Source organism: Nocardioides coralli, from assembly GCF_019880385.1.
GTDB lineage: Bacteria > Actinomycetota > Actinomycetes > Propionibacteriales > Nocardioidaceae > Nocardioides > Nocardioides coralli.
In genome coordinates this window covers 3,296,761-3,322,373 of sequence record NZ_CP082273.1, presented here as the reverse complement: position 1 = coordinate 3,322,373, position 25,613 = coordinate 3,296,761, and the positions used below count along the sequence as shown (strand labels likewise).

The window sequence follows — 25,613 nt, the reverse complement described above, 5'->3', positions numbered from 1 at the left end:
CTGAGAGCAGATCACGCGAACGCGCGCGCGGCGTCGGCGGAGCGGGCGGCGTACCCGCCGCCGAAGAGGCAGGCGTGGACCAGCAGCGGGAACAGCTGGTGGAGGCCGACCCGGTCGCGCCACCCCTCGGCCAGCGGGTGAGCCTCCTCGTAGGAGTCGAGGACCCGCTGCAGGTGGGGGAGGCCGAAGAGCAGCAGCATCGCCAGGTCGGTCTCGCGGTGGCCGCCGTGGGCCGCGGGGTCGATGAGGCGGCACTCGCCGTCGAGACCCCAGAGCACGTTGCCGTTCCAGAGGTCACCGTGGACGCGCGAGGGTGGCTCCTCGGGGACGAGGTCGCCGAGCCTCCCGAGCACCCCCTCGATGGCCCGGGCGTCCTCCTCCGAGGCCGCACCCCGGTCGCGGGCGAGCTTGAGGTAGGGCAGCACGCGCCGCGTCGCGTAGAACTCCGGCCAGGTCGGCGCGGTGCGGTTGGGCAGGGGCAGCCGGCCGATGAAGCCGTCCTGCTCGGCACCGAAGCCGTCGGCGCCGGCGCGGTGCGTCGCCGCCAGCGCCTCGCCGAGCGCGGCCGCCGCGTCGACGGTGTTCTTGCCGGGCTCGACCCAGCGCAGGATCAGGCACTCGTGGTCGTGGCCGAGGACGTCGGGCACGGCGGCGCCGCCTTGCGCGCTGGCCTCTCGCAACCACGACAGCCCGCGCGCCTCGGCGTCGAAGAACCCCTCCGGGGCGTTGTGGTGGGTCTTGACGAGCGCCGTGGTGCCGTCGCTCAGCCGGATCCGGGTCGCCGTGGAGATGTCGCCACCGGCGACGGGGGCGGTCGCGATCACCGACGACCCCAGCAGCTCCTCGGCCCGTCGCGCGATCAGCGGCAGCCGGGTCATGTCGCGGCGAGCTCCTGCTCGAGAACGGACACCAGTGACGCGCTGGTGCGCTCGACCATGCGCAGCACCTCCTCGAACCCTGAGGGCCCACCGTAGTACGGGTCGGGCACCTCGGCGCCCGGCTCGACCGGATCGAGGTCGCCGAAGAGCCAGGTGCGCTCGTCGCGGCCGCCCACGTCCCGGAGGTTGGCGGCGTCCATCGCCAGCACCAGGTCGGCGGGACGGCCGGGGTCCCAGGAGCTGGCCCGGTGGGCGCTGCCGTCGTAGCCGGCGCCGGCGAGCGTGGCTGCGGCCCGCTCGTCCATGGGCTTCCCGACGTGCCAGTCACCGGTGCCGGAGCTGCTGACCTCCACCCGGTCGGTCAGACCGGCCTCGGCGAGCCGGCGCTCCAGCACGACGTGGGCCATGGGGGAGCGGCAGATGTTGCCCAGGCAGACCAGGGAGATCCGGTAGCGCCCGGGCTCGCGGGGCGGCGGCAGCATCAGGGCCGCTCCAGCACGCGGTCGACCGCCCAGTTGACGACGCTGATCACCACGGCGCCCAGCAGGGCCGCCCAGAAGAAGTCGACGACCCGGAACCCGAGCCCCAGCTCGCCGGCGAGCCAGCTGGTGAGCATCAGCATCAGGGCGTTGATCACCCACAGGAACAGCCCGAGGGTCAGCACGATGAAGGGAAGGGACAGCAGCTTGACGACGGGCTTCACGACGCTCGAGACCAGGCCGAGGATCACCCCCACGGCGACCACGGTGAGCCACTTCTCCTCGAGCTCCGCGGGCCAGTTCCGCGGCCCGGCGAAGCGGATGCCGTCCACGAGCCACGCTGCCGCCGCCACGGCCAGGACGTTGGTGACCAGCCAGGTGAGCAGCCTCATGCGCCCCACCCTAGGCCCCCCGTGAGCAGGGTCGCGCGGCTGATTTCCAGGGTGCCCGGCGGGTGTCCTACAGTCTCGTCGTGAGTGCGCAAGCCCCGTCCGCCGTGGTCCTGATCCGCGCGGACAAATTCCTGCCCAACCCCCACACCGCGGCCGACAACGCCTTCCAGAGCGACGTGCCCGCGGGGCTGGCCGACGAGCTCGTCTCCACCCGCGCGCTGGCCGAGATGGACGCCGTCGCCGAGGCCCTCCGCGAGGCCGGCGTCACCGTCCACGTCTTCGCCGACGAGGACCACACCCGCCCCGACAGCGTCTTCCCCAACAACTGGCTGTCCACCCATGCCGGCGGGTACGTCGCGGTCTACCCGATGTACGCCTCCAACCGGCGTCACGAGCGCCGCGCCGACATCCTCGAGATGCTGAAGTCGCAGTACCGGGTGCAGACGATCATCGACTACTCCGGGCTCGAGCCCGACGGCATCTTCCTCGAGGGCACCGGCGCGATGGTCCTCGACCACATGTCGCGCGTCGCCTACACGGCCGTCAGCCACCGCGCCGACACCCACGTCCTCGAGCGGTTCTGCAGCGACTTCAACTACGAGCCGATGGCCTTCGAGGCGGTCGACACCGGCGGCGTGCCGGTCTACCACACCAACGTGATGGCGTGCGTCGGCACCGACGTGGCCCTCTTCGCCCTCGACATGATCCCCGACAAGTACCGCCGCGAGCAGGTCCGCGAGCGGCTCTCGGTCAACGGACGCCGGGTCGTCGAGCTCACCGAGGAGCAGGTCCGCGAGTTCGCCGGCAACGCCGTGGAGCTCTGCGGCCGTACGCCGGAGGGGCGGCGCCGCTACGTGATGGTCATGTCGGGCCGGGCCCGCCGGAGCCTGCGCCCCGACCAGGTCGCGGCGATCGAGGAGTCCTGCGAGATCGTCGCGATCGACATCCCGACGATCGAGCTGGCCGGCGGGTCGGTCCGGTGCATGATCGCGGGCGTCCACCTCGACCGGCGGCCCGAGGAGCACGAGCTCACCCTCGCCGTCGAGGCGATCAACGAGGACCACCCGATCACCGCCGACGGGCGCGACGTGGCCTGACCCTGCGCGGGTCGACCTGCCGTACCCGGGCGGCGGCTACCCTGCGGACACGTGGACTGGGTCGGAGGCACGGAGAGCATGGTCGCGGGTGCGGCCGTGTCGTTCGTGTTCTTCGCCGCCCTGGCGGTGGCGCTCCGTCGTCGGCTCGGCTGGGTGACTGCCGCGGCCTCGTGCGGCTTCTTCTGGTGGCTCACCGTCATCGCCCTGGTGACCCTGGTGCCGCTGGCCGGCATCGACCTGGCCGTCCCCGCCGAGTCGCGGTCGGAGACCTGCTCGCTGGACTACGGCGGCCCGGCCCCGGACGGGTTCTGGATCCTCTCCGGAGGTCAGCGGCTGCTCAACACCGCGCTCTTCGTCCCGGCGGGGGCGCTGCTGGTCGTGGCGGCGGCCCGGTGGCGGATCGGCTGGGTGGCGGCACCGCTGGGGCTGATCTGGCTCGGCCTCTACTCGCTCGCGATCGAGCTGCTGCAGCTCGAGCTGGCGCGGATCGACCGGGCGTGCGACGTCACCGACCTGGTCGACAACGTGACCGGTGCGCTGCTCGGGTTCTCCGTCGGGCTGATCCTGACCGCCCTGCTGCGGCCGTGGCGGCGGCGATAGCCTCCCGGGCATGAGCGAGCGCACCCGGCCCCAGCCCCGTTCCAACGTCGCCGCCATCCCGGCGTACGTCGCCGGCAAGCCGCCGCGGCCGCGCGAGGGCCTGACGGTCTACAAGCTCTCCTCCAACGAGAACCCCTTCCCGCCGCTCCCCGGGGTGGTCGAGGCCGCCTACGCCGCGGCGTCGCGGATGAACCGCTACCCCGACATGGGCAACACCGAGCTTTACGAGGCGCTGTCGAGCCGGTTCGACGTGCCGGCGGAGCAGCTGTCGCTCGCCACCGGCTCGGTGGCGCTGATCTACCAGCTGGTGCAGGCCTACTGCGACCCCGGCGACGAGGTCGTCTACGCGTGGCGTTCCTTCGAGGCCTACCCGATCGCGGTCACGGCGGCGGGGGCGTCGTCCGTGCGGGTGCCGGTGCTCCCCGACGGGCGCCACGACCTCGACGGCATGGCGGCGGCCATCACCGACCGCACCAAGGTGGTGCTGGTCTGCACCCCCAACAACCCCACCGGTCCGGCGGTCACGCAGGCCGAGCTCGACGCGTTCCTCGCGCGGGTCCCTCCCCACGTGCTCGTGGTCGTCGACGAGGCCTACGTCGAGTTCGTCCGGATGGCCGACCCGGTCGACGGGTTGGCGACGATGCGGGGCCGCGACAACGTCCTGGTCACCCGCACCTTCTCCAAGGCCTACGGGCTGGCCGGCTTCCGGGTCGGGTACGCCGTCGGACCGGAGCCGATCGCCACCGCCTTGCGCGCCGTGTCGCTGCCCTTCGGCGTCTCCAGCGTCGCCCAGGCCGCCGCCGTCGCCTCGCTCGCCGCCGAGGACGCCCTGCTGGAGCGGGTCGACGCGCTGGTGGCAGAGCGCACGCGGGTCTTCGACGGGCTGCGGTCGCTGGGCTGGGAGGTGCCCGAGCCGCAGGGCAACTTCGTCTGGTTCGAGCTCGGCGACCGCACCCTCGACTTCGCCGCCGCTGCCGACGACCTCGGGATCGTGGTGCGGCCCTTCGCGGGCGAGGGGGCGCGGGTCTCCGTCGGTGAGACCGAGGCCAACGACCGGGTGCTGGAGCTCGCCCGCAGCTTCCCGCAGGTTTGAGATTTGGTTGAAGCGGCAACCATGTAGGTATGCCGTACGTCGAGAAGGACGACTTCAACCGCGACATGACCTACATCCCCGACCGGATCACCCAGGACGGCCAGGACGGGTGGAAGGTCGAGCCCGGGCGCTACCGGCTGGTCGCCGCCAAGGCCTGCCCCTGGGCGACGCGGGCGATCATCGTGCGCCAGCTGCTGGGCCTCGAGGAGGTCATCTCGATGGGCCTGGCGGCGCCCACCCACGGCGAGGAGAGCTGGAACTTCGGCCTCGACGAGGACGGCCGCGACCCCGTGCTGGGCGTCCACCTGCTGCGGGAGGCCTACGACGCGAGGATCCCCGACTACCCGCGCGGCATCACCGTGCCCGCGATCGTCGAGGAGACGACCGGCAAGGTCGTCACCAACGACTTCCCGTGGATCACCCACGACTTCTTCTTCGAGTGGCGCGACCACCACCGGCCCGACGCCCCCGACCTCTGGCCGGCCGAGGTCCGCGAGGAGATGGACCAGGTCATGGAGCGGGTCTTCACCGACGTCAACAACGGCGTCTACCGCTGCGGCTTCGCCGGCACCCAGGCTGCCTACGAGCGGGCCTACGACCAGCTGTGGCGGACCATGGACTGGCTGGAGGAGCGGCTCGCGGACCGGCGCTACCTCATGGGCGACGCGATCACCGAGGCCGACATCCGGCTGTTCACCACCCTCGCCCGCTTCGACGCCGTCTACCACGGCCACTTCAAGGCCAGCCGCAACAAGCTGACGGAGATGCCCAACCTCTGGGGCTACGCCCGCGACCTCTACCAGACCCCAGGGTTCGGCGAGAACACGGACTTCGCCCAGATCAAGGAGCACTACTACGTGGTGCACACCGACATCAACCCCACCGGCATCGTGCCGAAGGGTCCCGACCCGGCCGTCTGGGAGACGCCGCACGGCCGCGGGTGAGGTGCTGACGGGGGCTGGCAGGCTGGCAGGCTGGCCCCGTGGACCCCAGCTGCTTCGACGCCCTCGACCGGCACGTGATCGGGGGCGGTGCCGATCGTGTCGCCCTCGATGCACCTGGCCGCCGCTGGACCTACGCGCAGCTGCTCGAGGAGGTCGCCGCCTTCGGTGGTGTGCTCAAGCACTGCGGTGCGGGGCCGGGGCGCCGGGTCGCGGTCGCCCTCCCCGACGGCCCCGATCGCGTGGTGGCGGTGCTCGCCTGCGCCCGGATCGGCGCCACGTACGACCTCGGCGACGACCCGGGCGACGCACCGGTCGTCGTGACCGCATCCAGCCAGACCCGCACGGCCGAGGCGATCGCCGCCGCCGCGACCCCTCCCGAGGCCGTGGTCGTGCGCCACGACGAGGGCTCGGCGTGGCCGTTGAGCGGCCCCCACGACCTCGACTGGGACGTGGTGATGCGGGCGGGCCGCACCGACCCCGCACCGTGCGCGGACGGCGCCACCGTCTCGCCCTACGACGCCACGACCCGCGCGTGGTTGGAACCGCTGCTCGCCGGGGAGACCCTCACCGTGCCCTGACCAGCCTGATGCTCGGCCTGATTGGCGGCTCGGAGGCCGCCGCCGGTACGTTGGGATGCACAGGTTGTGGCCCCCGTCACAAGCGGAACCACGCCTCCGAGCACGGCCACGGCGGAGATCCCGTCCGCGCCGGTGACCTGAGAAGGAGTGTCCTGGTGACCAACGCAGGATTCGGCCCCGATCTGGTGGAGGTCTTCGGACCCTCCCAGAGCGCCGGCGGCCCGGAGCTGGTGCAGCTGCTGACGCCCGAGGGCGAGCGCGTGCACCACAACCAGTTCGACAAGGACTTCACCGCCGAGGAGCTGCGCGGGTTCTACCGCGACATGATCCTGACCCGGCGCATCGACACCGAGGCCACGGCGCTGCAGCGCCACGGCGAGCTCGGCATCTGGGCCCAGCTGCTCGGCCAGGAGGCCGCCCAGATCGGCTGCGGTCGTGCGCTGCGCCACCAGGACTACGTCTTCCCGACCTACCGCGAGCACGGCGTCGCCTACTGCAAGGGCGTCGACCCGCTGAAGCTGCTCGGCCTCTTCCGCGGTGTCGACCACGGCTCCTGGGACCCCGCCGACAACAACTTCGGCCTCTACACGATCGTCATCGGCGCCCAGGCGCTCCACGCGACCGGCTACGCCATGGGCGTCCAGCGCGACGGAGCGGTCGGCACGGGCGACCCCGAGCGCGACACCGCCGTGGTGGCCCACTTCGGTGACGGCGCCTCCAGCCAGGGCGACGTCAACGAGGCCTTCATCTTCGCCGCCTCCTACAACGCCCCGGTCGTGTTCTTCTGCCAGAACAACCAGTGGGCGATCTCCGAGCCCATCGAGCGCCAGTCGCGGATCCCGCTCTACCAGCGTGCTCTCGGCTTCGGCTTCCCGGGCGTCCGCGTCGACGGCAACGACGTGCTGGCGACGTACGCCGTCACGCAGGCCGCGCTCCAGCGGGCCCGTGACGGCCAGGGCCCGACGCTGGTCGAGGCCTACACCTACCGGATGGGTGCCCACACCACCACGGACGACCCGACCCGCTACCGGCTCAACGACGACGTCGAGAACTGGAAGCTCAAGGACCCGATCGCGCGGCTGGAGGTCTACCTGCGCCGCAACGGCCTCGTCGACGACGAGTTCATCGCCGAGGTGAAGGCCGAGGCCGACGAGCTCGGCCACCACCTGCGTGAGGGCTGCAAGGCGTTGCCCGACCCGCAGCCGATGGACATGTTCGACCACGTCTACGAGGAGGAGCCGCAGGAGCTGCGCGAGCAGCGCGAGGGCTTCGCGGCCTACCTCGAGAGCTTCGAGGGGGCCCACTGATGAGCAAGATCACGCTGGCCAAGGGCCTCAACATGGGGCTGCGCAAGGCCATGGAGGACGACCCCAAGGTGCTCGTGATGGGTGAGGACGTCGGCAAGCTCGGCGGCGTCTTCCGGATCACCGACGGGTTGCAGAAGGACTTCGGCGAGGACCGGGTGATCGACAGCCCGCTCGCGGAGTCCGGCATCGTCGGCACCGCGATCGGCATGTGCCTGCGCGGCTACCGCCCGGTCGTCGAGATCCAGTTCGACGGCTTCGTCTACCCGGCCTACGACCAGATCGTGTGCCAGGTGGCGAAGATGCACTACCGCTCCAAGGGCCGCTACAAGATCCCGATGGTGATCCGGATCCCGTTCGGCGGCGGCATCGGCGCGGTCGAGCACCACTCCGAGAGCCCGGAGGCGCAGTTCGCGCACACCCCCGGCCTCAAGGTCGTCGCCTGCTCCAACCCGATCGACGGCTACTGGATGATCCAGCAGGCCATCGCCTCCGACGACCCGGTCATCTTCCTCGAGCCCAAGCGGCAGTACCACGCCGACAAGGCCGAGCTCGACGAGGACGCCACTCCCGACCCGCTCTTCTCCAGCCGCGTGGTCCGGCAGGGGACCGACGCCACGGTGCTGGCCTACGGCCCGACCGTGAAGACCGCGTTGTCGGCAGCGGAGGCGGCCGCGACCGAGGGTCGCAGCCTCGAGGTCATCGACCTGCGGACGCTGAGCCCGCTCGACATGGACCCCGTCTACGACTCGGTGCGCCGCACCGGTCGGGTCGTGGTCACCCACGAGGCCCACGTCAACCTCGGTCTCGGCTCCGAGCTCGCAGCCCGGATCACCGAGAACTGCTTCTACTCGATGGAGGCGCCGGTGCTGCGCGTGGGCGGCATGGACACGCCCTACCCCGCCTCCCGGATCGAGGAGGACTACCTCCCCGACCTCGACCGGGTGCTCGACGCCGTCGACCGCGCCTTCGACTACTGAGGCTAGGAGAACTGAGCCATGGCCGAGTTCAAGCTGCCCGACGTCGGTGAGGGCCTCACCGAGGCCGAGATCGTCTCCTGGAAGGTCAAGGAGGGCGACACGGTCGAGATCAACGAGATCATCGTCGAGATCGAGACCGCCAAGTCCCTGGTCGAGCTGCCCTCGCCGTTCGCCGGGACCGTGCAGAAGCTGATGGTGCCCGAGGGTGAGACCGTCCCCGTCGGTACGCCGATCATCGCCATCGGCGATGCCTCGGCTGCGCCGGAGACGGCCCCCGAGCCCCCGGCGGCCGAGGAGGTCGACATCAAGGCAGCCGAGATGGAGATCGACCTCTCCAACCCGGCGGCCAGCGGCGGCGGCGAGGGCGAGAGCCTGGTCGGCCGCAACAAGGCCGACCGCGGTCCCGTACGACGGGCCCGCAAGGGCTCGGCCTCCCCCGCCTCGGAGGCAGGGGCCAACACGCAGATGCAGGTGCAGGGGGCGTTCAGCCCCGGCGGCGCGCAGAGCGACGAGGTGGTCGACACCGACGAGCCCGCCGTGCCCGCCACCTCCGCCCGGACCCAGCAGGCCGAGCCGGCCGAGGCGCTGGTCCCGTCCCGCGCGCAGTCGCCCAGCGAGGTGCGCGCGCTGGCCAAGCCGCCGGTCCGCAAGCTGGCCAAGGACCTCGGCGTCGACCTGACCACCCTCACCGGCTCCGGCCGCGACGGCGTGATCACCCGCGACGACGTGGAGGCCGCCGCCGGCGGCCAGGGCTCCGCGAGCGCGACCTCCGGGGGTGCCCCGACGGCCCGGGCGACCGGTGAGCGGGAGACGCGCGAGCCCATCAAGGGTGTCCGCAAGATGATGGCCCAGGCGATGAGCGAGTCGGCCTTCACCAGCCCGCACGTCACCGAGTGGATCACCGTCGACGCGACCCGGACCATGGAGTTCGTCGAGCGGCTCAAGGCCCGGCGCGAGTTCCGCGACGTCAAGGTCAGCCCGCTTCTGGTCCTCGCGCGGGCGGCCATCCTCGCGATGCGGCGGACGCCGGAGATCAACTCCTACTGGGACGGCGACGCCCAGGAGGTCGTCTACAAGCACTACGTCAACCTCGGCATCGCGGCGGCCACGCCACGCGGCCTGGTCGTGCCCAACGTCAAGGACGCCGACGCGCTGTCCCTCGTCGAGCTGGCTGGTGCTCTCAACCAGCTCACCGCGACCGCGCGCGACGGCAAGACCCAGCCGGCGGAGATGAGCGGCGGCACCTTCACCATCACCAACGTCGGCGTCTTCGGCGTCGACGCCGGCACGCCGATCATCAACCCGGGTGAGTCCGCGATCCTGTGCTTCGGCGCGGTCCGCAAGCAGCCGTGGGTCGTCTCCGAGAACGGCGTCGACGAGATCGTGCCGCGACAGATCACCACCCTGGCGCTGTCCTTCGACCACCGGCACATCGACGGCGAGAAGGGCTCGCGCTTCCTCGCCGACGTCGCCGGCATCCTCGAGGACCCCGCCTCGGCCCTGCTGTTCTGAGCACGGACCCACTGGACGACAGCGCTGGACGACGCCGTAACCCTCCGGGTGCGGCGTCGTTTCCTCCTCCAGTGACCTGACCCACACCCGGCGTCGGTCCCCCACTGACGCAGGAGATCCCCGTGTTCCGAACGACCTCGACCACGAAGCGACCGCTTCGTGCAGCGGCGGTGCTGCTCACCGCCCTCGCCGTCCTCGCACCGGCGGCTGCCGCCGGCTCCCAGATCGACGTGGCCACCGTGGGGGGCCAGGAGGTCAGGAAGGGCAAGGTGAAGGGCAAGCTGTCCGGGGAGGTCGATGTCCGTGGGTCGGCCCTCACGGGCGACACGCAGGCCCCGCAGCAGCCGCTCGTGGCGGACGCGGGTGACAGCTCCTACGTCGAGGCAGGAGACCGGGCCGCCCTCCTGGGGGCCGGGTTCGGCGGCACCGAGCCCTACTCGTTCAGCTGGAGCAGCACCGCCGGCGAGGTCGTGGGCTCCGACGCGCCCACGGCCGCCCTCGAGACCGCCGGCCTGGCCCCGGGCCGCTACCCGGTAACGGTCCGGGTGACCGACGCCGACGGGCGGACGGCGAGCGACGAGGTCGTCGTGGTCGTCTACGAGACCACGCAGCAGACGCTGCTGGAGGAGACGAAGAGCGACAGCACGCCCGGGGTGACGGGCACCGGCCAGGACGTGCTCTTCCCCTTCGAGGTCCCCGCCGGGGTCTCCAGCATGGCGATCGACCTGACCTGGGGAGTCCCGACCAACGACTACGACCTCGAGGTCATCGACCCGGACGGCAACGTCAAGGCGAGCTCCGGCAACGCCCCGCCCGAGTACGAGCAGACCCAGGTCAGCAAGCCCGTCGCCGGGACCTGGACGGTGCGCGCGGAGAAGTACGCGACCGTGGCCGACGACGTCACGGCCTCCGTCGTGGCGCAGACCGCAGGTGCCGACCCGCGTCCGGAGGTCAGCGCCGGCGGCCCCTACACCTTCACCCCGGAGGAGGTGCAGCAGCTCGAGGGTGACGTGACCGGTGGTGCCGCGCCTGTCACCGTGGCATGGGACCTCGACGAGGACGGCGTCTTCGAGACCGAGGGCGCCTCGCCCGTCGCGGACCTCGACGAGGGCCGCCACCTGGTGACGTTGAAGGCGACCGACGCGGACGGCCTCGAGCGGCGCCAGACCACCTCGGTCCTGGTGGCCTCGCCCGAGCGGCTCGCTGCCGACACCACCGCCGTGACGGTCGTCGGGGTGGCCGACAGCGGGATCAACCCCTACCACCTGGAGTTCTCGGCCCAGACCTACCCCGACCCGGACGTGCTGGCGCTCACCAACGACTTCACGCGCCACCCCTCCGAGTACATCCCCGGCTACCCCGCCGACGCGGAGGCGCTGCCGATCACCCTGGGCCAGGGCTACTTCCCGGCCGCTGACCGCCCCATCTGGAACGGCAACGAGACCGTCAAGCCGGGCAAGATGTACTGGATCCCGGGCACCAAGATCATCGGTGCTGTCGACGCCGGTGGGTCCACCGGCGTCACCAGCGGGGACGACGCCCACCCGATCCTCGACGACAACGGCCACGGCTCCGGCTCGGCGTCGGTCTCGACCGGCAACCGCTACGGCTACTGCCCGACCTGCCTCCTCGTCGTGGTCGAGGCGCTCGACGAGACCGTGGTCGCCGGCCTGCCCTGGGTGGACATCTCCTCCAACAGCTTCGGTTACATCGGTGGCCTGCCGATCGGCCTGGTGACCGGCGGCAGCAAGGAGACGAAGGCCGCAGCCGAGCGCGGGCAGACCACGCTCTTCGCCGCCGGCAACGGTGTGGGCAACGCCTTCGACGTACCCATCAGCACCTACGGCTCCGACCAGACCGGCCCCGACTGGAACATCACCGTGGGCGCACTGCGCCGGGACAACCAGCGCGCGATCGTCGGCGACGGGATCCCCGTCCACCTCTCGGCGTGGGGTGACGGCAACCTGCCGTCGGCCTGCCGCACCGGCACGGTCGGTCAGTGCGCGTTCGGCGGCACCTCCGCCGCCACGCCCTACACCGCCGGGGTCTTCGGCACGGTCCTCACCGAGGTGCGGCAGGCGCTGGGCGACGGCCAGTCCGGGCAGAAGCCGGGTCAGGTCGTGGCCACCGGCCTGCCGCTGGACGAGTCGGTCTACCTCGCCGACGGCGAGCTGACGCGCGCCGAGCTGCGTGAGGTGGTGCTCAAGACCGCCCAGCCGCTCAACACCGACAACGACCCCTCGCCCTACCCCTACCCGCTGACGGCTCCCTACACGGACGCCAACGTCCTGTTCGAGGGCTACGGCGCGGCGACGCCGGAGAGCGCGCAGCGCGCGACCGACGTGCTGCTCGGCCGCACCCAGCTGCCGGAGCGCGAGTTCGAGGACGAGTTCTTCGTGCTCGACCGACAGGTGCGCGACAGCCTCTACGGCGGTTACGACCGCGACGCCGACGGCACCGCCGACTCCGAGGCGCTGGCCGGGGGGCTCGGCATGGGCGTCTCCGAGGTGGCCGACGTGGCCGGGGCGCTCAAGGCGCTGGACAAGGTCGCTGCTGCCGAGGCGCCGGCCCTCACCGAGGTGCGGGGCGCCAACACGCTGACCTACTACCTGCACCGCCGGTACGCCGGCGACCCGGGCGGCGAGGCGGCCTGCGCGACCGGGAGCAACGAGCAGTCGATGTCCCGCCAGGACACCGAGGGTGACCTCGAGCCGTGCTTCGAGTCGCGCGTGACCAGCGTGGTGGCGGGCTTCCGCCCGCTGGGGATCTTCCCGAGCGAGGACGAGCTCGACACGCCGCTGCCGGCGGGCTCGACGGTGTCCGTCGACATGTACCTGGCGGCCGAGACGCCGTCGGCCGTGCGGCCCACCGGCGTCCTGATGGCCACCGACCGTGAGATCGGCACCGGTACCGGCGCCGTCCAGCCGGTCGTCGCCAGCGGCCCCGGTGGCGCGGCCTGCGAGACGATGGGGGAGGCGTGCTGGACCAGGTGGACCATCGAGTTCGAGACCACGCGGCCCGCCTTCATCGGTGAGCAGCTCACGGTCCAGATCGGGATGGTCGGGGCGCGCTCCTGGGCCTTCGGTCACGAGGGTGCCCACGCGTCCAAGGTGAGCATCGTGCCGGCCGAGGTGCCCGCGACGGGCTTCGAGTTCGGTGCGACGATCACCGAGCCCGCCGACGGTGCCACGGTGCCGGCCGGAGAGTCGCCGGTGGCCGGCGGCAGCTACGCCTTCCCCGACCGGGGCGAGGACCCGACCGGCGCGGGCGACCACCCCGTGACCGAGCGGGTCGAGGTCAGCGTGGACGACCCGTCCTTCGGGAAGCCGGTCGAGGCGGCCCTGGACCCGGAGACCGGGACCTGGTCGGCCCCGCTGGGTGACCTCGCCGAGGGCGAGCACACCGTCTACGCGCGGGCCATGGTCGACCGCACCGCCTCGGAGGTCACCACCTCCACCTTCACCGTGGCGCCGAGCTCGGTCGTCGAGTGGCAGGTGGTCAGCCGCAACTCCGCGGACGACCCCCGGGCGTGGCAGCCGGCGACCGGTGTGGAGGCGTGGTCCTACCGGTTCGACACCGCCGCCTACGGCTCCGGGCGGAAGCTGATCGTGACGCGGCTCGTCGAGGACGGCGCCGAGACGGCGCGCACGGCGGTCCGGGCCAGGTTCCGGTGAGCTCGCCGTCCGGTGCGGCCCGTCGGCCGCACCGGACGGGAGCCGCCTGACGGTCCCGCCTCAGCGGGCCGGCTGCTGCTCGGCGTACAGGTGCCGGCGGACGAGTCCGGCGAGGTCCTCGCCGGACTTTCGCTCCCACCAGGCGACGAGCTCCTCGGTGCCGAGGTTCTCATTGTCGTGCGCGGCCGGGAACTCCCTGACGAGCCGGAAGAACAGCTCGTCGCCGAGCCGGCGGCGGACCTGGTGCCACATGAGAGCGGGCAGGTAGTAGACGTTGCGCTCGGCGAAGGCGTCCTGGTCGTAGGCCCCCGGCGGGCCCGCCTCCTCGCGCATCGCCGCGGCGTCCGTGCGGATCTGCGCCATCGACCGTGCCAGCGACGGGCCACCGTGCTCGGACTCCCAGACCTTCTGCAGGTAGGTCGTCATGCCCTCGCTGATCCACAGGTCGCGCCAGTCCTCGGGCGTGACCTGGTTTCCCCACCAGTGGTGGACGACCTCGTGCACCTGCACCGGCGGCGAGGTGGTGAACTCGGTCAGCCCCAGCGTGACCATGGTCTGGGTCTCCATGCCGCTCTGCGCGTCGACGAAGACGAACCCGAGGGTGTCGAAGGGGTACGCGCCGAGCAGCTGCTCGGCCCAGTCGAGCGCGTCGACCGTGGACTGCTGCAGCCACGACCAGCGTGCCGCTCCCTCCCGCGGCAGCCAGATGCTGACCGGGACGCCGCTCGCGGCCCGCTGCTCGGTCATCACGTAGTCGTCGAACGCCACGGTGATCACGTAGGACGCCGCCGGCTCGGTCAGCGACCACTCCGTCACCGTGGTGCCCTCCACGGACTCGCGTGACACCAGCTCGCCGTTGGCGACCCCGACCATGGGGTCGGCCACCCGCAACGTGAAGTCGTAGAGCGCCTCGTCGGCGGGCTGGTCGTTGACGGCGTACCAGGTGTAGGCCCCCCAGGGCTCCTGCATCGTCCACACGGAACCGTCGTCGCCCACCGTCCAGCCGAGCCCGGCGAAGTCGCCCCGCGTCGTCGGGGCCTCGACCGGGCCGGGCTCACCGGCGTACCGGATGCGCACGGTGTAACGCTGGTCGGCGGCGACGGGGGCCTGGACCACGAGGTCCTTGCCGCGGTGCTCATGGTCCACCTCCCGGCCGTCGACGGTGACGGCGCTGACCTCAAGCTCGCCGGCGAGGTCGAGCTGGAAGAAGTCGTCGTCCTCGGTGGCGCGGAGGACGAGCTCCTCGTCGCCGGTCAGCACCCGGCTGTCCGGGTCCCAGGTGAGGTCGAGGTCGTAGTGGAGGGCGTCGACCCCGGGGTCGCCCACCTCCGGGTAGACGGAGTCCTCGACCGGCTCGCTCAGCGCGGCGTCGTACGCCGGGTCGGCGGGATCGGGGAGGTCGGTGAGCTGGTCCGTGGGCCGGTCCGCGGTCTCGGAGGTCGGGCTCGTGCACGCTCCGAGCACCAGCGCCGCGCCCGTCGCGAGCGCCACCCACCGCCGTCGCACGCGGTCACCCTACGGCGGTGTGGCCGCGGTCACCCCCTGTGGTGGGATGGGCCCATGACCAGCGACTTCCTCGCCCAGCACCGTGACCGCCTCGACGCCGCCGTCGCCGCCTCGGCCTCGCGCGAGTTCTACAGCGCGTTCGACGAGTCGCCCTCGCCCCGCGTCTACGGCGAGGAGGCCGCCGGCCACGGCAAGGCGGCCTACGAGGCGTGGCTCGGCACCGACTTCCCGCTCGACACCCCCGGTGCCGACGGCACCGTCGCGACGGAGCGGTCGCCGTTCGGCATCGACCTGGGGGTGCGCTACCCGCGGGTGACCGACGTCGACGCCCTCCTGGCGGGAGCACAGGCGCGCATGCGGGCGTGGCGCGACGCCGGGCCCGAGGGCCGCACGGGCGTGTGCCTGGAGATCCTCGACCGGCTGCACGGCCGGGTCTTCGAGCTCGCCAACGCCGTCCAGCACACCAGCGGCCAGGCCTTCGTCATGGCGTTCCAGGCCGGCGGGGCGCACGCCCTCGACCGGGCGCTGGAGGCGATCGCCTACGCGTGGGTGGAGCAGACCCGCACCCCTGCCACCGCGGTGTGGGAGAAGCCGGGCAAGGTGCCGCTGAAGATGGAGAAGACCTTCACCGTCGTGCCGCGCGGCGTCGCGCTGGTGATCGGCTGCAACACCTTCCCGACGTGGAACTCCTGGCCCGGGCTGTTCGCCTCGCTGGTCACCGGCAACCCCGTCGTGGTCAAGCCCCACCCCGGCGCGGTGCTGCCCCTCGCGATCACCGTCCAGGTCTGCCAGGAGGTGCTCGCCGAGGCCGGCTTCGACCGCCACCTCGTCACGCTCGCCGCCGAGGAGCCCGCCGACCGGCTCGCGGCGACCCTGGCCGTGCGCCCCGAGGTGCGGCTCGTCGACTTCACCGGCAGCAACGCCTTCGGTGACTGGCTGGAGGAGAACGCGCGCCAGGCGGTCGTCTTCACCGAGAAGGCGGGCGTCAACACCGTCGTGGTCGACTCCACCGACAACTTCAAGGCGATGTGCCAGAACCTGGCGTTCTCCTTCGCGCTCTACACCGGCCAGATGTGCACCGCGCCGCAGAACGTCTACCTGCCGGCCGAGGGCGTGCAGACCGACGACGGCGTGAAGACACCGGCCGAGGTCGCCGCCGGCATCGGCGGCGCGTTCGAGAAGCTGCTGGGCGACGACGCGCGGGCCGTGGAGCTGCTCGGCGGAGTGGTCAACGCCGGCGTCGTCGACCGGCTCGAGGCGGCCGGCAAGCAGGGCGAGGTGCTCGTGGAGTCCCGGGCGGTCAGCCACCCCGCGTACGCCGACGCGACGGTGCGCACGCCGGCGATCATCGGCCTCACCGCCGACGACTCCGAGGTCTACGAGAGCGAGTGCTTCGGACCGGTGGCCTACCTGATCTCGACCGCCGGCACCGACCAGTCGATCGACCTGTTCCGCGACACGGTCAAGCGGCACGGCGCCATGACCGCCGCGGTCTACTCGACCTCCGACGCCGTCGTCGACGACATGCGCGAAGCGGCGCTCGACGCCGGGGTGGCGCTCAGCGAGAACCTGCTCGGCGGCGTCTTCGTCAACCAGTCCGCGGCCTACTCCGACTTCCACGGCACGGGAGCCAACCCCGCCGCCAACGCCGCCTTCACCGACGGCGCCTACGTGGCCTCCCGCTTCCGCGTCGTCCAGTCCCGCCGCCACATCGACTGAGCCCCTCGCCGAGCCGTCACTCGTGCTGGTTCGCAACCCGCCGAGCCGTCACTCGTGCTGGTTGTGAACCCGCCGAACCGTCACTCGTGCTGGTTCGTGTCGTTGGTGGCGGCGTGACGCTCACCCTCCGCCACGTCCTCGCCGGCGCCGTCCTGCTGGTCGGCCTCGTCGTGTCCGGGATGTTCTTCCTGGTCGGCTCTCCCGTGCTCGCCGCCGGCGCCCCCGTCCGGGAGCCGGTCGACGTGGCCTGCGTCGACCCGTGGGTCGAGACGCACCCCGCGGAGCTCGAGCCGAGTGTCGACGGGGAGTGGTCGTGGTGGCCACCGGGCCTCACCTGCACCCACGCGAGCGGTGAGGTGTACGTCGAGCCGTCCGCCTCGGACGCGGTGGGGGTGGCCGCCTTCGGGCTCCTGGTGCTGGCGCTCGGCGTCGTCCCGACCGTCGCGGTCGCGCGCGGACTGTGGCGCTCCGCGCCGCCGCCCTCGCGGCTCCGGGAGACCTGCCACTAGGGCGTCGTACGGCGACACGAGGCACCCGGCGGCGGGCTCGTTGGGGTCCCCGACCTACCGTGTCGTCATGTCGAGCTTCCTGCTGCGTGGTGCGCGGCTCGTCGACGTCGACGGGACGGGCGCGCCGGACGAGCCGGTCGACGTCCGGGTCACCGCCGGGGTCGTCACCGCCGTCGGCACCGACGTGTCCGACCCCGGGCTCCCGGCGTACGACGCCGGCGGCCGCTGGTTGCTGCCCGGGCTGTGGGACCAGCACGTCCACCTCGGGCAGTGGAGCCTGGCCAGCATCCGCCTCGACCTCGGCGCCGCCCGGTCGGCCCAACAGGCGGTCGCGATGGTCTCCGCGCGCCTGGCCGAGTGGCCCGACCTGCCGGTCATCGGCTGGGGCCACCGGCCGACCGACTGGCCGGAGGACCCGGTCGTCTCGATGCTGGACGCGCTCGACACCGACCAGCCGGTCATCCTCATCGCCGGCGACGGCCACCACGCGTGGCTCAACTCGGTCGCCCTCATGGCGCTGGCGATGCCGCTGCGGGAGGGGGTGGTCGCCGAGGCCGAGTGGTTTCGCGCCTACGGCCGGCTCGCCTCGGTGCTCGGCGACGACGGCACCGGGCCCGAGGCCTACCTGCGCACCATGGAGGCCGCTGCCGCGATGGGCGTCGTCGGGCTGACCGACTTCGAGTTCAGCGGCGGGCACGAGGACTGGGCCGACCGGTTCACCGCCGGTGCGGGGCTGCTGCGGATCCGGATGGCGACGTACGCCGACGGGCTGGACGGCGTCATCGAGGCCGGCCTGCGCACCGGTGACCGGCTGCCCGGCTGCGACGACCGGGCCCGGATGGGGCCGCTGAAGATCATCAGCGACGGATCCCTCAACACCAAGACCGCCTGGTGCTGCGAGCCCTACGCCGGCCCGTCCCCGCTGGGCTTCCCGCACGGCCATCCCAACCAGACCCCCGAGGAGCTGCGCGAGCTGCTGCGCCGCGCCCACGACCACGGGCTCTCGGTCGCCGTGCACGCGATCGGCGACCGGGCGGTGGGCGACGCGCTCGACGCCTTCGAGGAGACCGGTGCCCAGGGCTCGATCGAGCACGCCCAGCTCGTGCGCCGTGAGGACGTCCGTCGGATGGCCGAGCTCGGCATCACCGCCAGCGTGCAGCCGGCCCACCTCTACGACGACCGCGACGTCACCGAGCGGCTGTGGCCCGGTCGCGGCGACCGGAGCTTCGCGCTGCGATGGATGCTGGACGACGGGGTGCGGCTGGCGATGGGCTCGGACGCACCGGTCGCCCGGCTCGACCCGTGGCTGGCGATGGCCGCCGCCGTCCACCGGTCCGCGGACGACCGGGAGGCCTGGCACCCCGAGCAGGCGATCACCCCGCAGGAGGCCCTGGCCGCCTCCACGGACGGCTGGGGCACCGTCGCCGCCGGTCACCCGGCCGACCTGGTGCTGGTCGAGGCCGATCCGCTGGCGGCGTACGACGACCCGGCGAAGGCGGCCCGGCACCTGCGTGACGTCGGCGAGCAGGTCGTGGCGACGTGGGTCGCCGGCGACCTGGTGCACGGCGACGAGTCCTTCGCCGGGTGAGACGCGCATGGCCGAGGTCCACGTCGGGGTCAGCGGCTGGAGCTACGACGGCTGGCGGGGTGACTTCTACCCCGACGACCTGCCGCGACGCCGCTGGCTCGCGTACGTCGCCGAGCGGCTGACGTCGGTGGAGCTGAACGGCTCGTTCTACTCGCTGCAGCGGCCCACGACCTACCAGCGGATCGCCGACGACACCCCCGACGGCTTCCCCGTGGCCGTGAAGGGCGGGCGGTTCATCACCCACCTGCGCCGACTGGGCGACGTGGGCCAGGGGCTCGCCAACTTCTTCGCCTCCGGCGTGCTGCTGCTCGGCGACGGGCTGGGCCCGCTGCTGTGGCAGCTGCCGGGCGACTTCTCCTTCGACGACGAGCGCGTGCGTTCATTCCTCGAGCGGCTGCCGCGCGACCACCACGCCGCCGCCCGGCTCGCCGGCCGCCACGACGACAAGGTCCCCGACGACAGGGCCGTCACGTCGTCGCGGACCGGTGCGGTCATCCGGCACGCCCTCGAGCCCCGGCACCCGTCCTTCGGGGAGCCGGAGGCCGTGGCGCTGCTGCGCGAGCAGGGTGTCGCCCTCGTCGCCTCCGACAGCCCGGGCGCCTGGCCCTGCTTCGACGAGGACACGGCCGACTTCCGCTACGTCCGGCTCCACGGGCACACCGAGCTCTACGCCAGCGGCTACTCGTCGCGGAGCCTGGACACGTGGGCGAGGAAGCTCCGCGCCTGGCGGGAGGCCGGCCAGGACGCCTACGTCTACTTCGACAACGACGCCCGCGGGCGGGCCCCGCACGACGCGGTCGCGCTGATCGAGCGGCTGGGTCAGGCCAGCGCGAGCGTGAGCTGAAGCACCGTCTCCGGGTCCTCCAGCCGGTCGCCGTAGAGCTCGCGCAGCTGGTTCATCCGGTAGCGCACGGTCTGCGGGTGGACGAACAGGTCGGCCGCCACGTCCTCGCGCCTGCCCTGGTGCAGCAACCACGAGCGGAGCGTCGCCCGCAGCTTGTCCGCCGTCGCCGGCCGCAGCGACTCCAGCGGCGCCAGCACCGTTGCCCGGAGGTCGGCCAGGGCGTCGGGATCTGCGGCCGCCACGAGGGAGGCCAGGTGGGCCTCGGTGTCGACGGTCGCCGACGTACGCCGCAGCGCGAGCCCGCGCACCGCCCGCTCGAACGACGCGCGCACCTGCGCCCACGGCCGGGCCGGCCCCACCACGGCGTGCCGGTCGTCGAGCACGCGCAGCAGCCGGGTGCGGGAGCGGCCGCCCATGTCGGGGACCAGCACGACCGCCAGCCCTTCGGGCAGGCCGTGCTCGCCCGGCGCGAGGGCGCCGTCGCCGACCAGTCCGAGGACGGGGCGTACCTGTGCCTCCGGCAGCACCACGGCCGTGAGGGTGCGCGGGGGCCGCCAGTCGGCCTTGTCGGCCGCCGCCGACACCACGTCCTCGGGCTCGCCCCGCAGCAGCGCCGCGCCGAGCCGGTCGAGGTAGCGCTGCCGCACCCGCCCCGTGGTCTCCACCTCGTCGGTGTGGCCGGCGACCGAGGCCGCCGAGAGCTCGTCGATGTAGGCGAAGACGAGCTCGGCGAAGGCGGCGATGCTCTCCGCGGAGGCCCCGGCCCGCACGGCGCTCGCCGACAGCTCCCGCCAGGCGACCCGCGCACCCACGCGGTACGCCGCCAGCAGCGCGTCGGCGGAGCGCCCCGAGCGCGCCTCGCCGCGGCCGAGCGCGTAGGCGCCCTCCAGCGTCGGTGACAGCGGCGTACCCGGGTCGCCGGAGCGGCCGGCGACCCGCAGGAAGCCGGCGAGCGCCATCTGCACCGCCTGCTCGATGCTGGCCGCCATCGCTTCGCCCAGGCCCTCGCCGTAGCCGGGCACCTCCTCGCGGACGGCGGTCACGGTGTGGACGGCGACCTCGGGGAGCGTGTGACGCAGGAGGTCGATGAGGTCCCGGTCGAGGGACGTACTGGTGCTCATTTGTCTCTCACGAACAATTCGAGGGCTTGCATTCACGCGTCCGGGTCATGCATTGAGCGTAGTGCTCAGACATGATGGTTGTCATGACGCCGCCTCCCCCCGACGGTCGTTCCCCCGGCCCCGTCTCCGGTCTGCGCACCCTGCGCGCCTGGGGCGGTCGCGTCGCGCACGCCGCCACCTCGCCGCTGGTCCCCGACGACTTCCTCGACCTCTTCGCGCCGCTGCGCGCGGGTGCGGAGCTCCGCGGCCGCATCGAGCAGGTGATCCCCGAGACGCGCGACGCCGCCACGATCGTGATCAGGCCCGGCGCCGACTGGCGCGGCCACGTCCCCGGGCAGTACCTCCGCATCGGCATCGACGTCGACGGCGTGCGTCAGTGGCGCGCCTACTCGCTGACCCACGGCCCGCGCCCCGACGGCCGGATCGCCATCACGGTCAAGGCCGTCCCCGACGGCAAGGTCAGCCACCACCTCGTGCACCGGAGCCGACCCGGCACGCTGGTCCACCTCGAGCAGGCCGCGGGCGAGTTCGTGCTCCCCCCGGAGGGCGGCCGCTTCCTCTGCGTGACAGCCGGCTCCGGCATCACCCCGGTGATCGGCATGCTGCGCAATCTGTTCCCCTCCACCGACGAGGGGGTGCTGCGGCCGGACCGCTCGTCGGCGTACGACGTCACCGTCGTGCACGTCGCCCCGAGCCGCCCCGACTCGATCTTCATCCGCGACCTGGAGGCGCTGGCTGCGGCCGGCGCGATCCGGCTCGTGGCGCGGTACGACGACGAGCACGGCGTCCTCGACGTCGAGGAGCTCCCGGCGCTGGTGCCCGACCTGGTCGACCGGCGGGTGCTGGCGTGCGGTCCCGCGCCGCTGCTGGAGGCGCTGGAGCACTACTGCGACGACAAGGGCCTGGAGCTGTTCACCGAGCAGTTCCGCACCGCTCGCGTCGAGCCCGGCGAGGGCGGCACCGTCTCCTTCGCCGACGGCCGCACCGTCGAGGCCGACGGTGCCACCCCGATCCTGGACGCCGCCGAGAACGCGGGCGTCCTCATGCCGAGCGGGTGCCGCATGGGCATCTGCTTCGGCTGCGTGCTGCCCATGACGGAGGGCAGCGTCCGAGACCTCCGCAACGGCGAGGTCACCACCGCCGTCCCCGGCGAGAGCGGCGCGATCAAGGTGCAGACCTGCATCAACGCCGCGGCCGGTCCCTGCCACCTCGAGCACTGAGGAGATCCCCCATGACTGCCATCCAGAAGAAGGACGACAACCCGATCGCCCACCTCACCCGTGAGGACATCGAGCAGATCGGCATCGAGCTCGACGCGATCCGCCAGGACGTCATCGACAGCCGGGGCGCCAGCGACGCGGCCTACATCCGGCGCGTGATCAAGACCCAGCGCAGCGTCGAGCTCGGCAGCCGGGCGGTGCTGCTGTTCAGCATCTTCCCGCCGGCCTGGCTGGTCGGCACCGCCGGCCTCAGCCTGGCCAAGATCCTCGAGAACATGGAGATCGGCCACAACATCCTCCACGGCCAGTGGGACTGGATGCGCGACCCCAAGATCCACTCGACGACGTGGGAGTGGGACCACGCCACCCCGGCCGAGCAGTGGAAGCACAGCCACAACGAGCTGCACCACACCTACACGAACGTGCTCGGCAAGGACAACGACCTCGGCTACGGCATCATGCGCGTCGACGAGGACCAGCGGTGGCACCCGATGCACCTGGGTCAGCCGTTCTGGAACTTCCTCAACGCCTGCTTCTTCGAGTACGGCATCGCGGCCTACGACCTCGAGCTCGGTGTCGCGCTGAAGAAGAAGGACGGCACCAAGGACCCGAAGTTCCGGGCCGAGGCCAAGAAGGTGCTGCGCAAGGTCCGCAAGCAGATGACCAAGGACTACGGCGTCCACCCGCTGCTGTCGCTGCCGACGGGCTCGTTCCTCACCACGCTCGCGGCGAACTTCACCGCCAACATCGTGCGCAACGTGTGGGCGCACTCGGTGATCATGTGCGGCCACTTCCCCGAGGGTGTCGAGACCTTCGAGAAGCGCTCGATCGAGGGCGAGACCAAGGGTGACTGGTACGTCCGGCAGATGCTCGGCAGCGCCAACATCTCCGGCTCGAAGCTCATGCACGTCATGACGGGCAACCTGAGCCACCAGATCGAGCACCACCTCTTCCCGGACCTGCCGTCGAACCGGTACGCCGAGATCGCCCCGCGCGTGCAGGCGCTGTTCGAGAAGTACGACCTCAACTACTGCGCCCGTCCGCTGGTCCCGCAGGTCTACTCGGCCTGGCACCGGGTCGTCAGGCTCTCGCTCCCCAACGGCTGGCTCGACAGCACCGACCGCAAGAACTTCCCGAAGCAGCTCGGCAAGCTCTGGAAGATGGCCACGGGTACGCCGCGTGAGCGCCGGCTCATCCAGGCCGACCTGACCCGGTCGGCCCGCCGCAGGAAGCTGGGCGGCGAGGCCGTCCCGTCCCGCACCGCGGCCTGACACCTCCGGTGCCGGGGGACGCCGTCGACCGCTGACGTCGTCGGACGGGGGCCACGAGCGCGTCTCGCACGGTCATCCTCTGGTCGGCGTGGCGTCGCCTCATTACTGTGGAGGGTGAGGCGAACTCTCGAGGGGGGAGCCGTGGTGTACGACGTCGCGCCGGTCGCCCACGACGCGGAGGACGGCCCACGCATCGTGCTGGACGTTCCCGCGGGTCACCCCACGTTCAACTTCGACAGGATCGCCCGGGCGCTCACCTCCATCGTCGTCAGCAGCGAACCCCGGTTCGCGGTAGGTGTCTTCGGCGGGTGGGGGTCTGGCAAGAGCACCCTGATGGAGGAGATCGAGCGACGGCTCCGTGGGACACCGGACACGCTCGTCGTGGAGTTCAACGCCTGGCGATACGAACGTGAGCCCCACCTGATCGTGCCCCTGCTCGACACGCTCCGTGAGGCGTTGAGCGATTGGGCGGCCGAGCTGCCGGCCGACACCCCGCAGCGCCGGGCTGCCACCGAGGTGGCGCGGCGCGTGGGCCGGGTGGTCCGAGCACTGGTGCGGTCCACGGCGGTCGAGATCGGAGTGCCCGGCGGGCCGAAGCTGTCCCTGGACCCCGGGAAGGCTGTCGACGCCCTCAGGGACGGTGAACAGGACGAGGGCAGCAGCCCGCAGTCGCTCTACTTCGGGGCGTTCACCGAGCTGCGGGCCGCCTTCGAACAGGTCCGCAACGCCGGTGTTGCGCGGATCGTCGTGTTCGTCGACGACCTGGACAGGTGCCTGCCCCACCAGGCGTTGACCGTCCTGGAGTCGATGAAGCTCTTCTTCGACACTCCGGGTTTCGTGTTCGTGGTCGGCCTCGATGAACGAGTGGTCCAGTCGGCCGTCCGCTCGAAGTTCGTGGGCGAGCAGCTCGCGGACGACGAGGACCAGGCCCAGCTGGAGCGTGACTACCTCAAGAAGATGTTCCAGGTTCCCTACACGTTGCCGGCCGTGGCTCCCGGCCAGGTGGACCACCTGCTGGAGTGGCTCGAGCAGTACGGGGACCTGCCGTCCTCGCAGCAGGAGGATCTGCGCAACCGGGTGCGCCGGTTCCTGATGCACGTGACACCCGAGGGTGGCATCAATCCACGCGAGGCGAAGCGCTTCATCAACGCCTACACGATCAACAAGATGATCCGACCCGATCTCGAGCCGGAGGTGTTGCTGGCGCTGCAGACGATGGACTTCCGGCCGGAGTGGGAGTCGATCTACGACAACATCGTGCTGACCGAGCCTGACACGTTCAGCGACGCCGTCCGTCGTTTCAGGGACGGCGACCGGGAGGCGTTCGAGGATCTCTGGCCCGAGATCGGTCGGGTTCCTCCCGAGCTGGGACGCTTCCTCGACTCGCCCGACGCGGTGGGTCTGGCGCGCCCGGACCTGCCGGTGTACGTCGGATTCCTCGAGTCCACCCGGACCTCGGTCTCGGGCATGGCCGAGGCCATGCGAGAGGTGGGGCTGTTGCGTCGCTACCTGCGTCAGGTCCATGACTCCGTGGCAGATCAGGCGGGCGGCCCCTCTGCCGACGTCTCCGGCACCATCGGCGCCGCGCAGGACGCCGTAGCGCGGCTGCGGAGCGTGGGCACGTTCGCCGAGGGCAAGGCGCGCAGGGCTGGCTTCGAAGGGTCTGGCTTCACGCGGGAGCTCGACAGCCTGGAGCAGCTCCTGAAGGGTCTCTCGTCGCCGGATGCCATGAACCAGGCAGCCCTGGAGCGGTCCCGCGCTGACGCCGACTCGCTGGTGGGGGCCATCCAGACCGAGCTACGACTGGTCCGTCGAGCTTCCGCGTTCTCGGGGTGACGCCGGGCTCGGGGGTCACTCCTCACCCCGGCGGTACGTCGAGGCCTGGGTGACGCGGGCGTCGACCATCCAGTGCTGGAGGGCGCTGACGTCTCCGGGTGGAAGACCGGCGACATCGCCGAGCCAGACCCAGGTCGGGCTCGTCAGAGCCCCCCGGTCTCGAACGGGAAGTGCGCAGCTCCGAGCGCCTCGCCGACGACGAGGCGCTCCTCGGCCCGACTACTTGGAGGGCTGCGGGACCTTGCAGGTGATCTTGGGGTTCACGCCCATGTAGTTGAGCGGACCGGCCACGATCGTCAGGGCCGTGTCGCCTGCGGTCTTGCAGCTGACGTCGCGGTCGTTGCCGAAGTAGCCGCGCTGGATGGCGGCGACCGTGCCGATCACGAGCCAGACGAGCACGATGACGCCGACGATGCTTCTCATGGGGGACTCCTTCTCCGGAGGCGTGGGCACCTCCGTGCCCCCCTT

General features: G+C 72.0%; 22 protein-coding genes. 16 read left to right on the top strand and 6 right to left on the bottom strand.

Translation table 11 applies throughout. The features are described 5' to 3' along the window. Positions 1-11: 11 nt before the first annotated feature. Genes K6T13_RS16360 through K6T13_RS16350 form a run of 3 tightly spaced genes read right to left on the bottom strand, consistent with a single transcriptional unit; the run spans position 12 to position 1,749 of the window. Positions 12-878 carry a fructosamine kinase family protein gene (locus K6T13_RS16360; protein WP_222895581.1) on the bottom strand — a complete coding sequence of 289 codons (867 nt, stop codon included), beginning with the start codon at positions 876-878 and terminating at the stop codon, positions 12-14. Next, positions 875-1,360, bottom strand: coding sequence for a low molecular weight protein-tyrosine-phosphatase (locus K6T13_RS16355; protein ID WP_222895580.1), 486 nt, complete (start codon positions 1,358-1,360; stop codon positions 875-877). The genes K6T13_RS16360 and K6T13_RS16355 overlap by 4 nt, the downstream gene beginning before the upstream one ends. After that, entirely contained in the window at positions 1,360-1,749 is a 390-nt protein-coding gene (locus tag K6T13_RS16350) for a phage holin family protein (protein WP_222895579.1), read from the bottom strand. Before K6T13_RS16350 ends, K6T13_RS16355 begins: the two co-directional genes overlap by 1 nt. Before the next feature lie 80 nt (positions 1,750-1,829). Here K6T13_RS16350 and ctlX point away from each other — a divergent pair, with 80 nt between their 5' ends. The 9 genes from ctlX (at position 1,830) to K6T13_RS16305 (ending at position 13,531) form a co-directional block, all read left to right on the top strand. After that, positions 1,830-2,846, top strand: a complete 1,017-nt coding sequence (gene ctlX, locus K6T13_RS16345; protein WP_249423834.1) for a citrulline utilization hydrolase CtlX — start codon at positions 1,830-1,832, stop codon at positions 2,844-2,846. A 51-nt stretch (positions 2,847-2,897) separates the two neighbouring features. Continuing rightward, on the top strand, positions 2,898-3,446 hold the full coding sequence (locus K6T13_RS16340; protein WP_222895577.1) for a VanZ family protein: 549 nt from the start codon (positions 2,898-2,900) through the stop codon (positions 3,444-3,446). Positions 3,447-3,456: 10 nt separating this feature from the next. Beyond that, entirely contained in the window at positions 3,457-4,539 is a 1,083-nt protein-coding gene (gene hisC / locus K6T13_RS16335) for a histidinol-phosphate transaminase (RefSeq protein WP_222895576.1), read from the top strand. Between the two features lie 29 nt (positions 4,540-4,568). Continuing rightward, a complete protein-coding gene (locus K6T13_RS16330; protein ID WP_222895575.1) occupies positions 4,569-5,483 on the top strand; it encodes a glutathione S-transferase family protein in 915 nt (304 codons plus the stop codon). Between the two features lie 38 nt (positions 5,484-5,521). Beyond that, positions 5,522-6,061 (top strand): AMP-binding protein, encoded by a 540-nt coding sequence (locus tag K6T13_RS16325; protein ID WP_222895574.1) that lies wholly within the window; start codon positions 5,522-5,524, stop codon positions 6,059-6,061. Between the two features lie 155 nt (positions 6,062-6,216). Then, complete coding sequence (pdhA, locus tag K6T13_RS16320; RefSeq protein WP_430227635.1) at positions 6,217-7,368, top strand: pyruvate dehydrogenase (acetyl-transferring) E1 component subunit alpha; 1,152 nt, start codon at positions 6,217-6,219, stop codon at positions 7,366-7,368. After that, positions 7,368-8,345: an alpha-ketoacid dehydrogenase subunit beta gene (locus K6T13_RS16315; protein WP_222895573.1), complete on the top strand. Its 978-nt coding sequence runs from the start codon at positions 7,368-7,370 to the stop codon at positions 8,343-8,345. Before pdhA ends, K6T13_RS16315 begins: the two co-directional genes overlap by 1 nt. A gap of 18 nt (positions 8,346-8,363) precedes the next feature. Then, the gene (locus K6T13_RS16310; RefSeq protein WP_222895572.1) at positions 8,364-9,857 is read left to right on the top strand and encodes a dihydrolipoamide acetyltransferase family protein; all 1,494 of its coding nucleotides are present in this window, start codon (positions 8,364-8,366) and stop codon (positions 9,855-9,857) included. A 122-nt stretch (positions 9,858-9,979) separates the two neighbouring features. Next, on the top strand, positions 9,980-13,531 hold the full coding sequence (locus K6T13_RS16305) for a S8 family serine peptidase (RefSeq protein WP_222895571.1): 3,552 nt from the start codon (positions 9,980-9,982) through the stop codon (positions 13,529-13,531). Between the two features lie 60 nt (positions 13,532-13,591). On the opposite strand, the gene K6T13_RS16300 is transcribed toward K6T13_RS16305, so the two are convergent. Next, positions 13,592-15,037 (bottom strand): M1 family metallopeptidase, encoded by a 1,446-nt coding sequence (locus tag K6T13_RS16300; protein WP_222895570.1) that lies wholly within the window; start codon positions 15,035-15,037, stop codon positions 13,592-13,594. A 54-nt stretch (positions 15,038-15,091) separates the two neighbouring features. Here K6T13_RS16300 and paaN point away from each other — a divergent pair, with 54 nt between their 5' ends. The 4 genes from paaN to K6T13_RS16280 all read left to right on the top strand — a co-directional run bounded on the left by paaN (position 15,092) and on the right by K6T13_RS16280 (position 19,697). After that, entirely contained in the window at positions 15,092-16,756 is a 1,665-nt protein-coding gene (gene paaN, locus K6T13_RS16295) for a phenylacetic acid degradation protein PaaN (protein ID WP_222895569.1), read from the top strand. 113 nt (positions 16,757-16,869) lie between these two features. Beyond that, entirely contained in the window at positions 16,870-17,265 is a 396-nt protein-coding gene (locus K6T13_RS16290) for a hypothetical protein (RefSeq protein WP_222895568.1), read from the top strand. A gap of 67 nt (positions 17,266-17,332) precedes the next feature. After that, the gene (locus tag K6T13_RS16285; protein ID WP_222895567.1) at positions 17,333-18,853 is read left to right on the top strand and encodes an amidohydrolase; all 1,521 of its coding nucleotides are present in this window, start codon (positions 17,333-17,335) and stop codon (positions 18,851-18,853) included. A gap of 7 nt (positions 18,854-18,860) precedes the next feature. Further along, positions 18,861-19,697 (top strand): DUF72 domain-containing protein, encoded by an 837-nt coding sequence (locus K6T13_RS16280; RefSeq protein WP_222895566.1) that lies wholly within the window; start codon positions 18,861-18,863, stop codon positions 19,695-19,697. On the opposite strand, the gene K6T13_RS16275 is transcribed toward K6T13_RS16280, so the two are convergent. Next, a complete protein-coding gene (locus K6T13_RS16275) occupies positions 19,673-20,818 on the bottom strand; it encodes a PucR family transcriptional regulator (RefSeq protein ID WP_222895565.1) in 1,146 nt (381 codons plus the stop codon). The genes K6T13_RS16280 and K6T13_RS16275 overlap by 25 nt on opposite strands. 83 nt (positions 20,819-20,901) lie before the next feature. Here K6T13_RS16275 and K6T13_RS16270 point away from each other — a divergent pair, with 83 nt between their 5' ends. The 3 genes from K6T13_RS16270 to K6T13_RS16260 all read left to right on the top strand — a co-directional run bounded on the left by K6T13_RS16270 (position 20,902) and on the right by K6T13_RS16260 (position 25,145). Beyond that, positions 20,902-22,038 (top strand): ferredoxin reductase, encoded by a 1,137-nt coding sequence (locus K6T13_RS16270; protein ID WP_249423833.1) that lies wholly within the window; start codon positions 20,902-20,904, stop codon positions 22,036-22,038. 11 nt (positions 22,039-22,049) lie between these two features. After that, entirely contained in the window at positions 22,050-23,309 is a 1,260-nt protein-coding gene (locus tag K6T13_RS16265; protein WP_222895564.1) for a fatty acid desaturase family protein, read from the top strand. A gap of 141 nt (positions 23,310-23,450) precedes the next feature. Continuing rightward, positions 23,451-25,145: a KAP family P-loop NTPase fold protein gene (locus tag K6T13_RS16260; RefSeq protein WP_222895563.1), complete on the top strand. Its 1,695-nt coding sequence runs from the start codon at positions 23,451-23,453 to the stop codon at positions 25,143-25,145. Positions 25,146-25,364: 219 nt separating this feature from the next. On the opposite strand, the gene K6T13_RS16255 is transcribed toward K6T13_RS16260, so the two are convergent. After that, the gene (locus K6T13_RS16255) at positions 25,365-25,568 is read right to left on the bottom strand and encodes a hypothetical protein (protein ID WP_222895562.1); all 204 of its coding nucleotides are present in this window, start codon (positions 25,566-25,568) and stop codon (positions 25,365-25,367) included. Positions 25,569-25,613: the final 45 nt, after the last annotated feature.

Excerpts from the sequence above, each read along its gene's own strand:
- K6T13_RS16265 (WP_222895564.1), top strand. The coding sequence starts at position 22,050 with ATGACTGCCATCCAGAAGAAGGACGACAACCCGATCGCCCACCTCACC.
- K6T13_RS16255 (WP_222895562.1), bottom strand. The coding sequence starts at position 25,568 with ATGAGAAGCATCGTCGGCGTCATCGTGCTCGTCTGGCTCGTGATCGGC.
- hisC (WP_222895576.1), top strand. The coding sequence starts at position 3,457 with ATGAGCGAGCGCACCCGGCCCCAGCCCCGTTCCAACGTCGCCGCCATC.
- K6T13_RS16330 (WP_222895575.1), top strand. The coding sequence starts at position 4,569 with ATGCCGTACGTCGAGAAGGACGACTTCAACCGCGACATGACCTACATC.
- K6T13_RS16350 (WP_222895579.1), bottom strand. The coding sequence starts at position 1,749 with ATGAGGCTGCTCACCTGGCTGGTCACCAACGTCCTGGCCGTGGCGGCG.
- K6T13_RS16270 (WP_249423833.1), top strand. The coding sequence starts at position 20,902 with ATGACGCCGCCTCCCCCCGACGGTCGTTCCCCCGGCCCCGTCTCCGGT.
- K6T13_RS16355 (WP_222895580.1), bottom strand. The coding sequence starts at position 1,360 with ATGCTGCCGCCGCCCCGCGAGCCCGGGCGCTACCGGATCTCCCTGGTC.
- K6T13_RS16280 (WP_222895566.1), top strand. The coding sequence starts at position 18,861 with ATGGCCGAGGTCCACGTCGGGGTCAGCGGCTGGAGCTACGACGGCTGG.
- K6T13_RS16285 (WP_222895567.1), top strand. The coding sequence starts at position 17,333 with ATGTCGAGCTTCCTGCTGCGTGGTGCGCGGCTCGTCGACGTCGACGGG.
- K6T13_RS16310 (WP_222895572.1), top strand. The coding sequence starts at position 8,364 with ATGGCCGAGTTCAAGCTGCCCGACGTCGGTGAGGGCCTCACCGAGGCC.
- K6T13_RS16315 (WP_222895573.1), top strand. The coding sequence starts at position 7,368 with ATGAGCAAGATCACGCTGGCCAAGGGCCTCAACATGGGGCTGCGCAAG.
- K6T13_RS16360 (WP_222895581.1), bottom strand. The coding sequence starts at position 878 with ATGACCCGGCTGCCGCTGATCGCGCGACGGGCCGAGGAGCTGCTGGGG.
- paaN (WP_222895569.1), top strand. The coding sequence starts at position 15,092 with ATGACCAGCGACTTCCTCGCCCAGCACCGTGACCGCCTCGACGCCGCC.
- K6T13_RS16275 (WP_222895565.1), bottom strand. The coding sequence starts at position 20,818 with ATGAGCACCAGTACGTCCCTCGACCGGGACCTCATCGACCTCCTGCGT.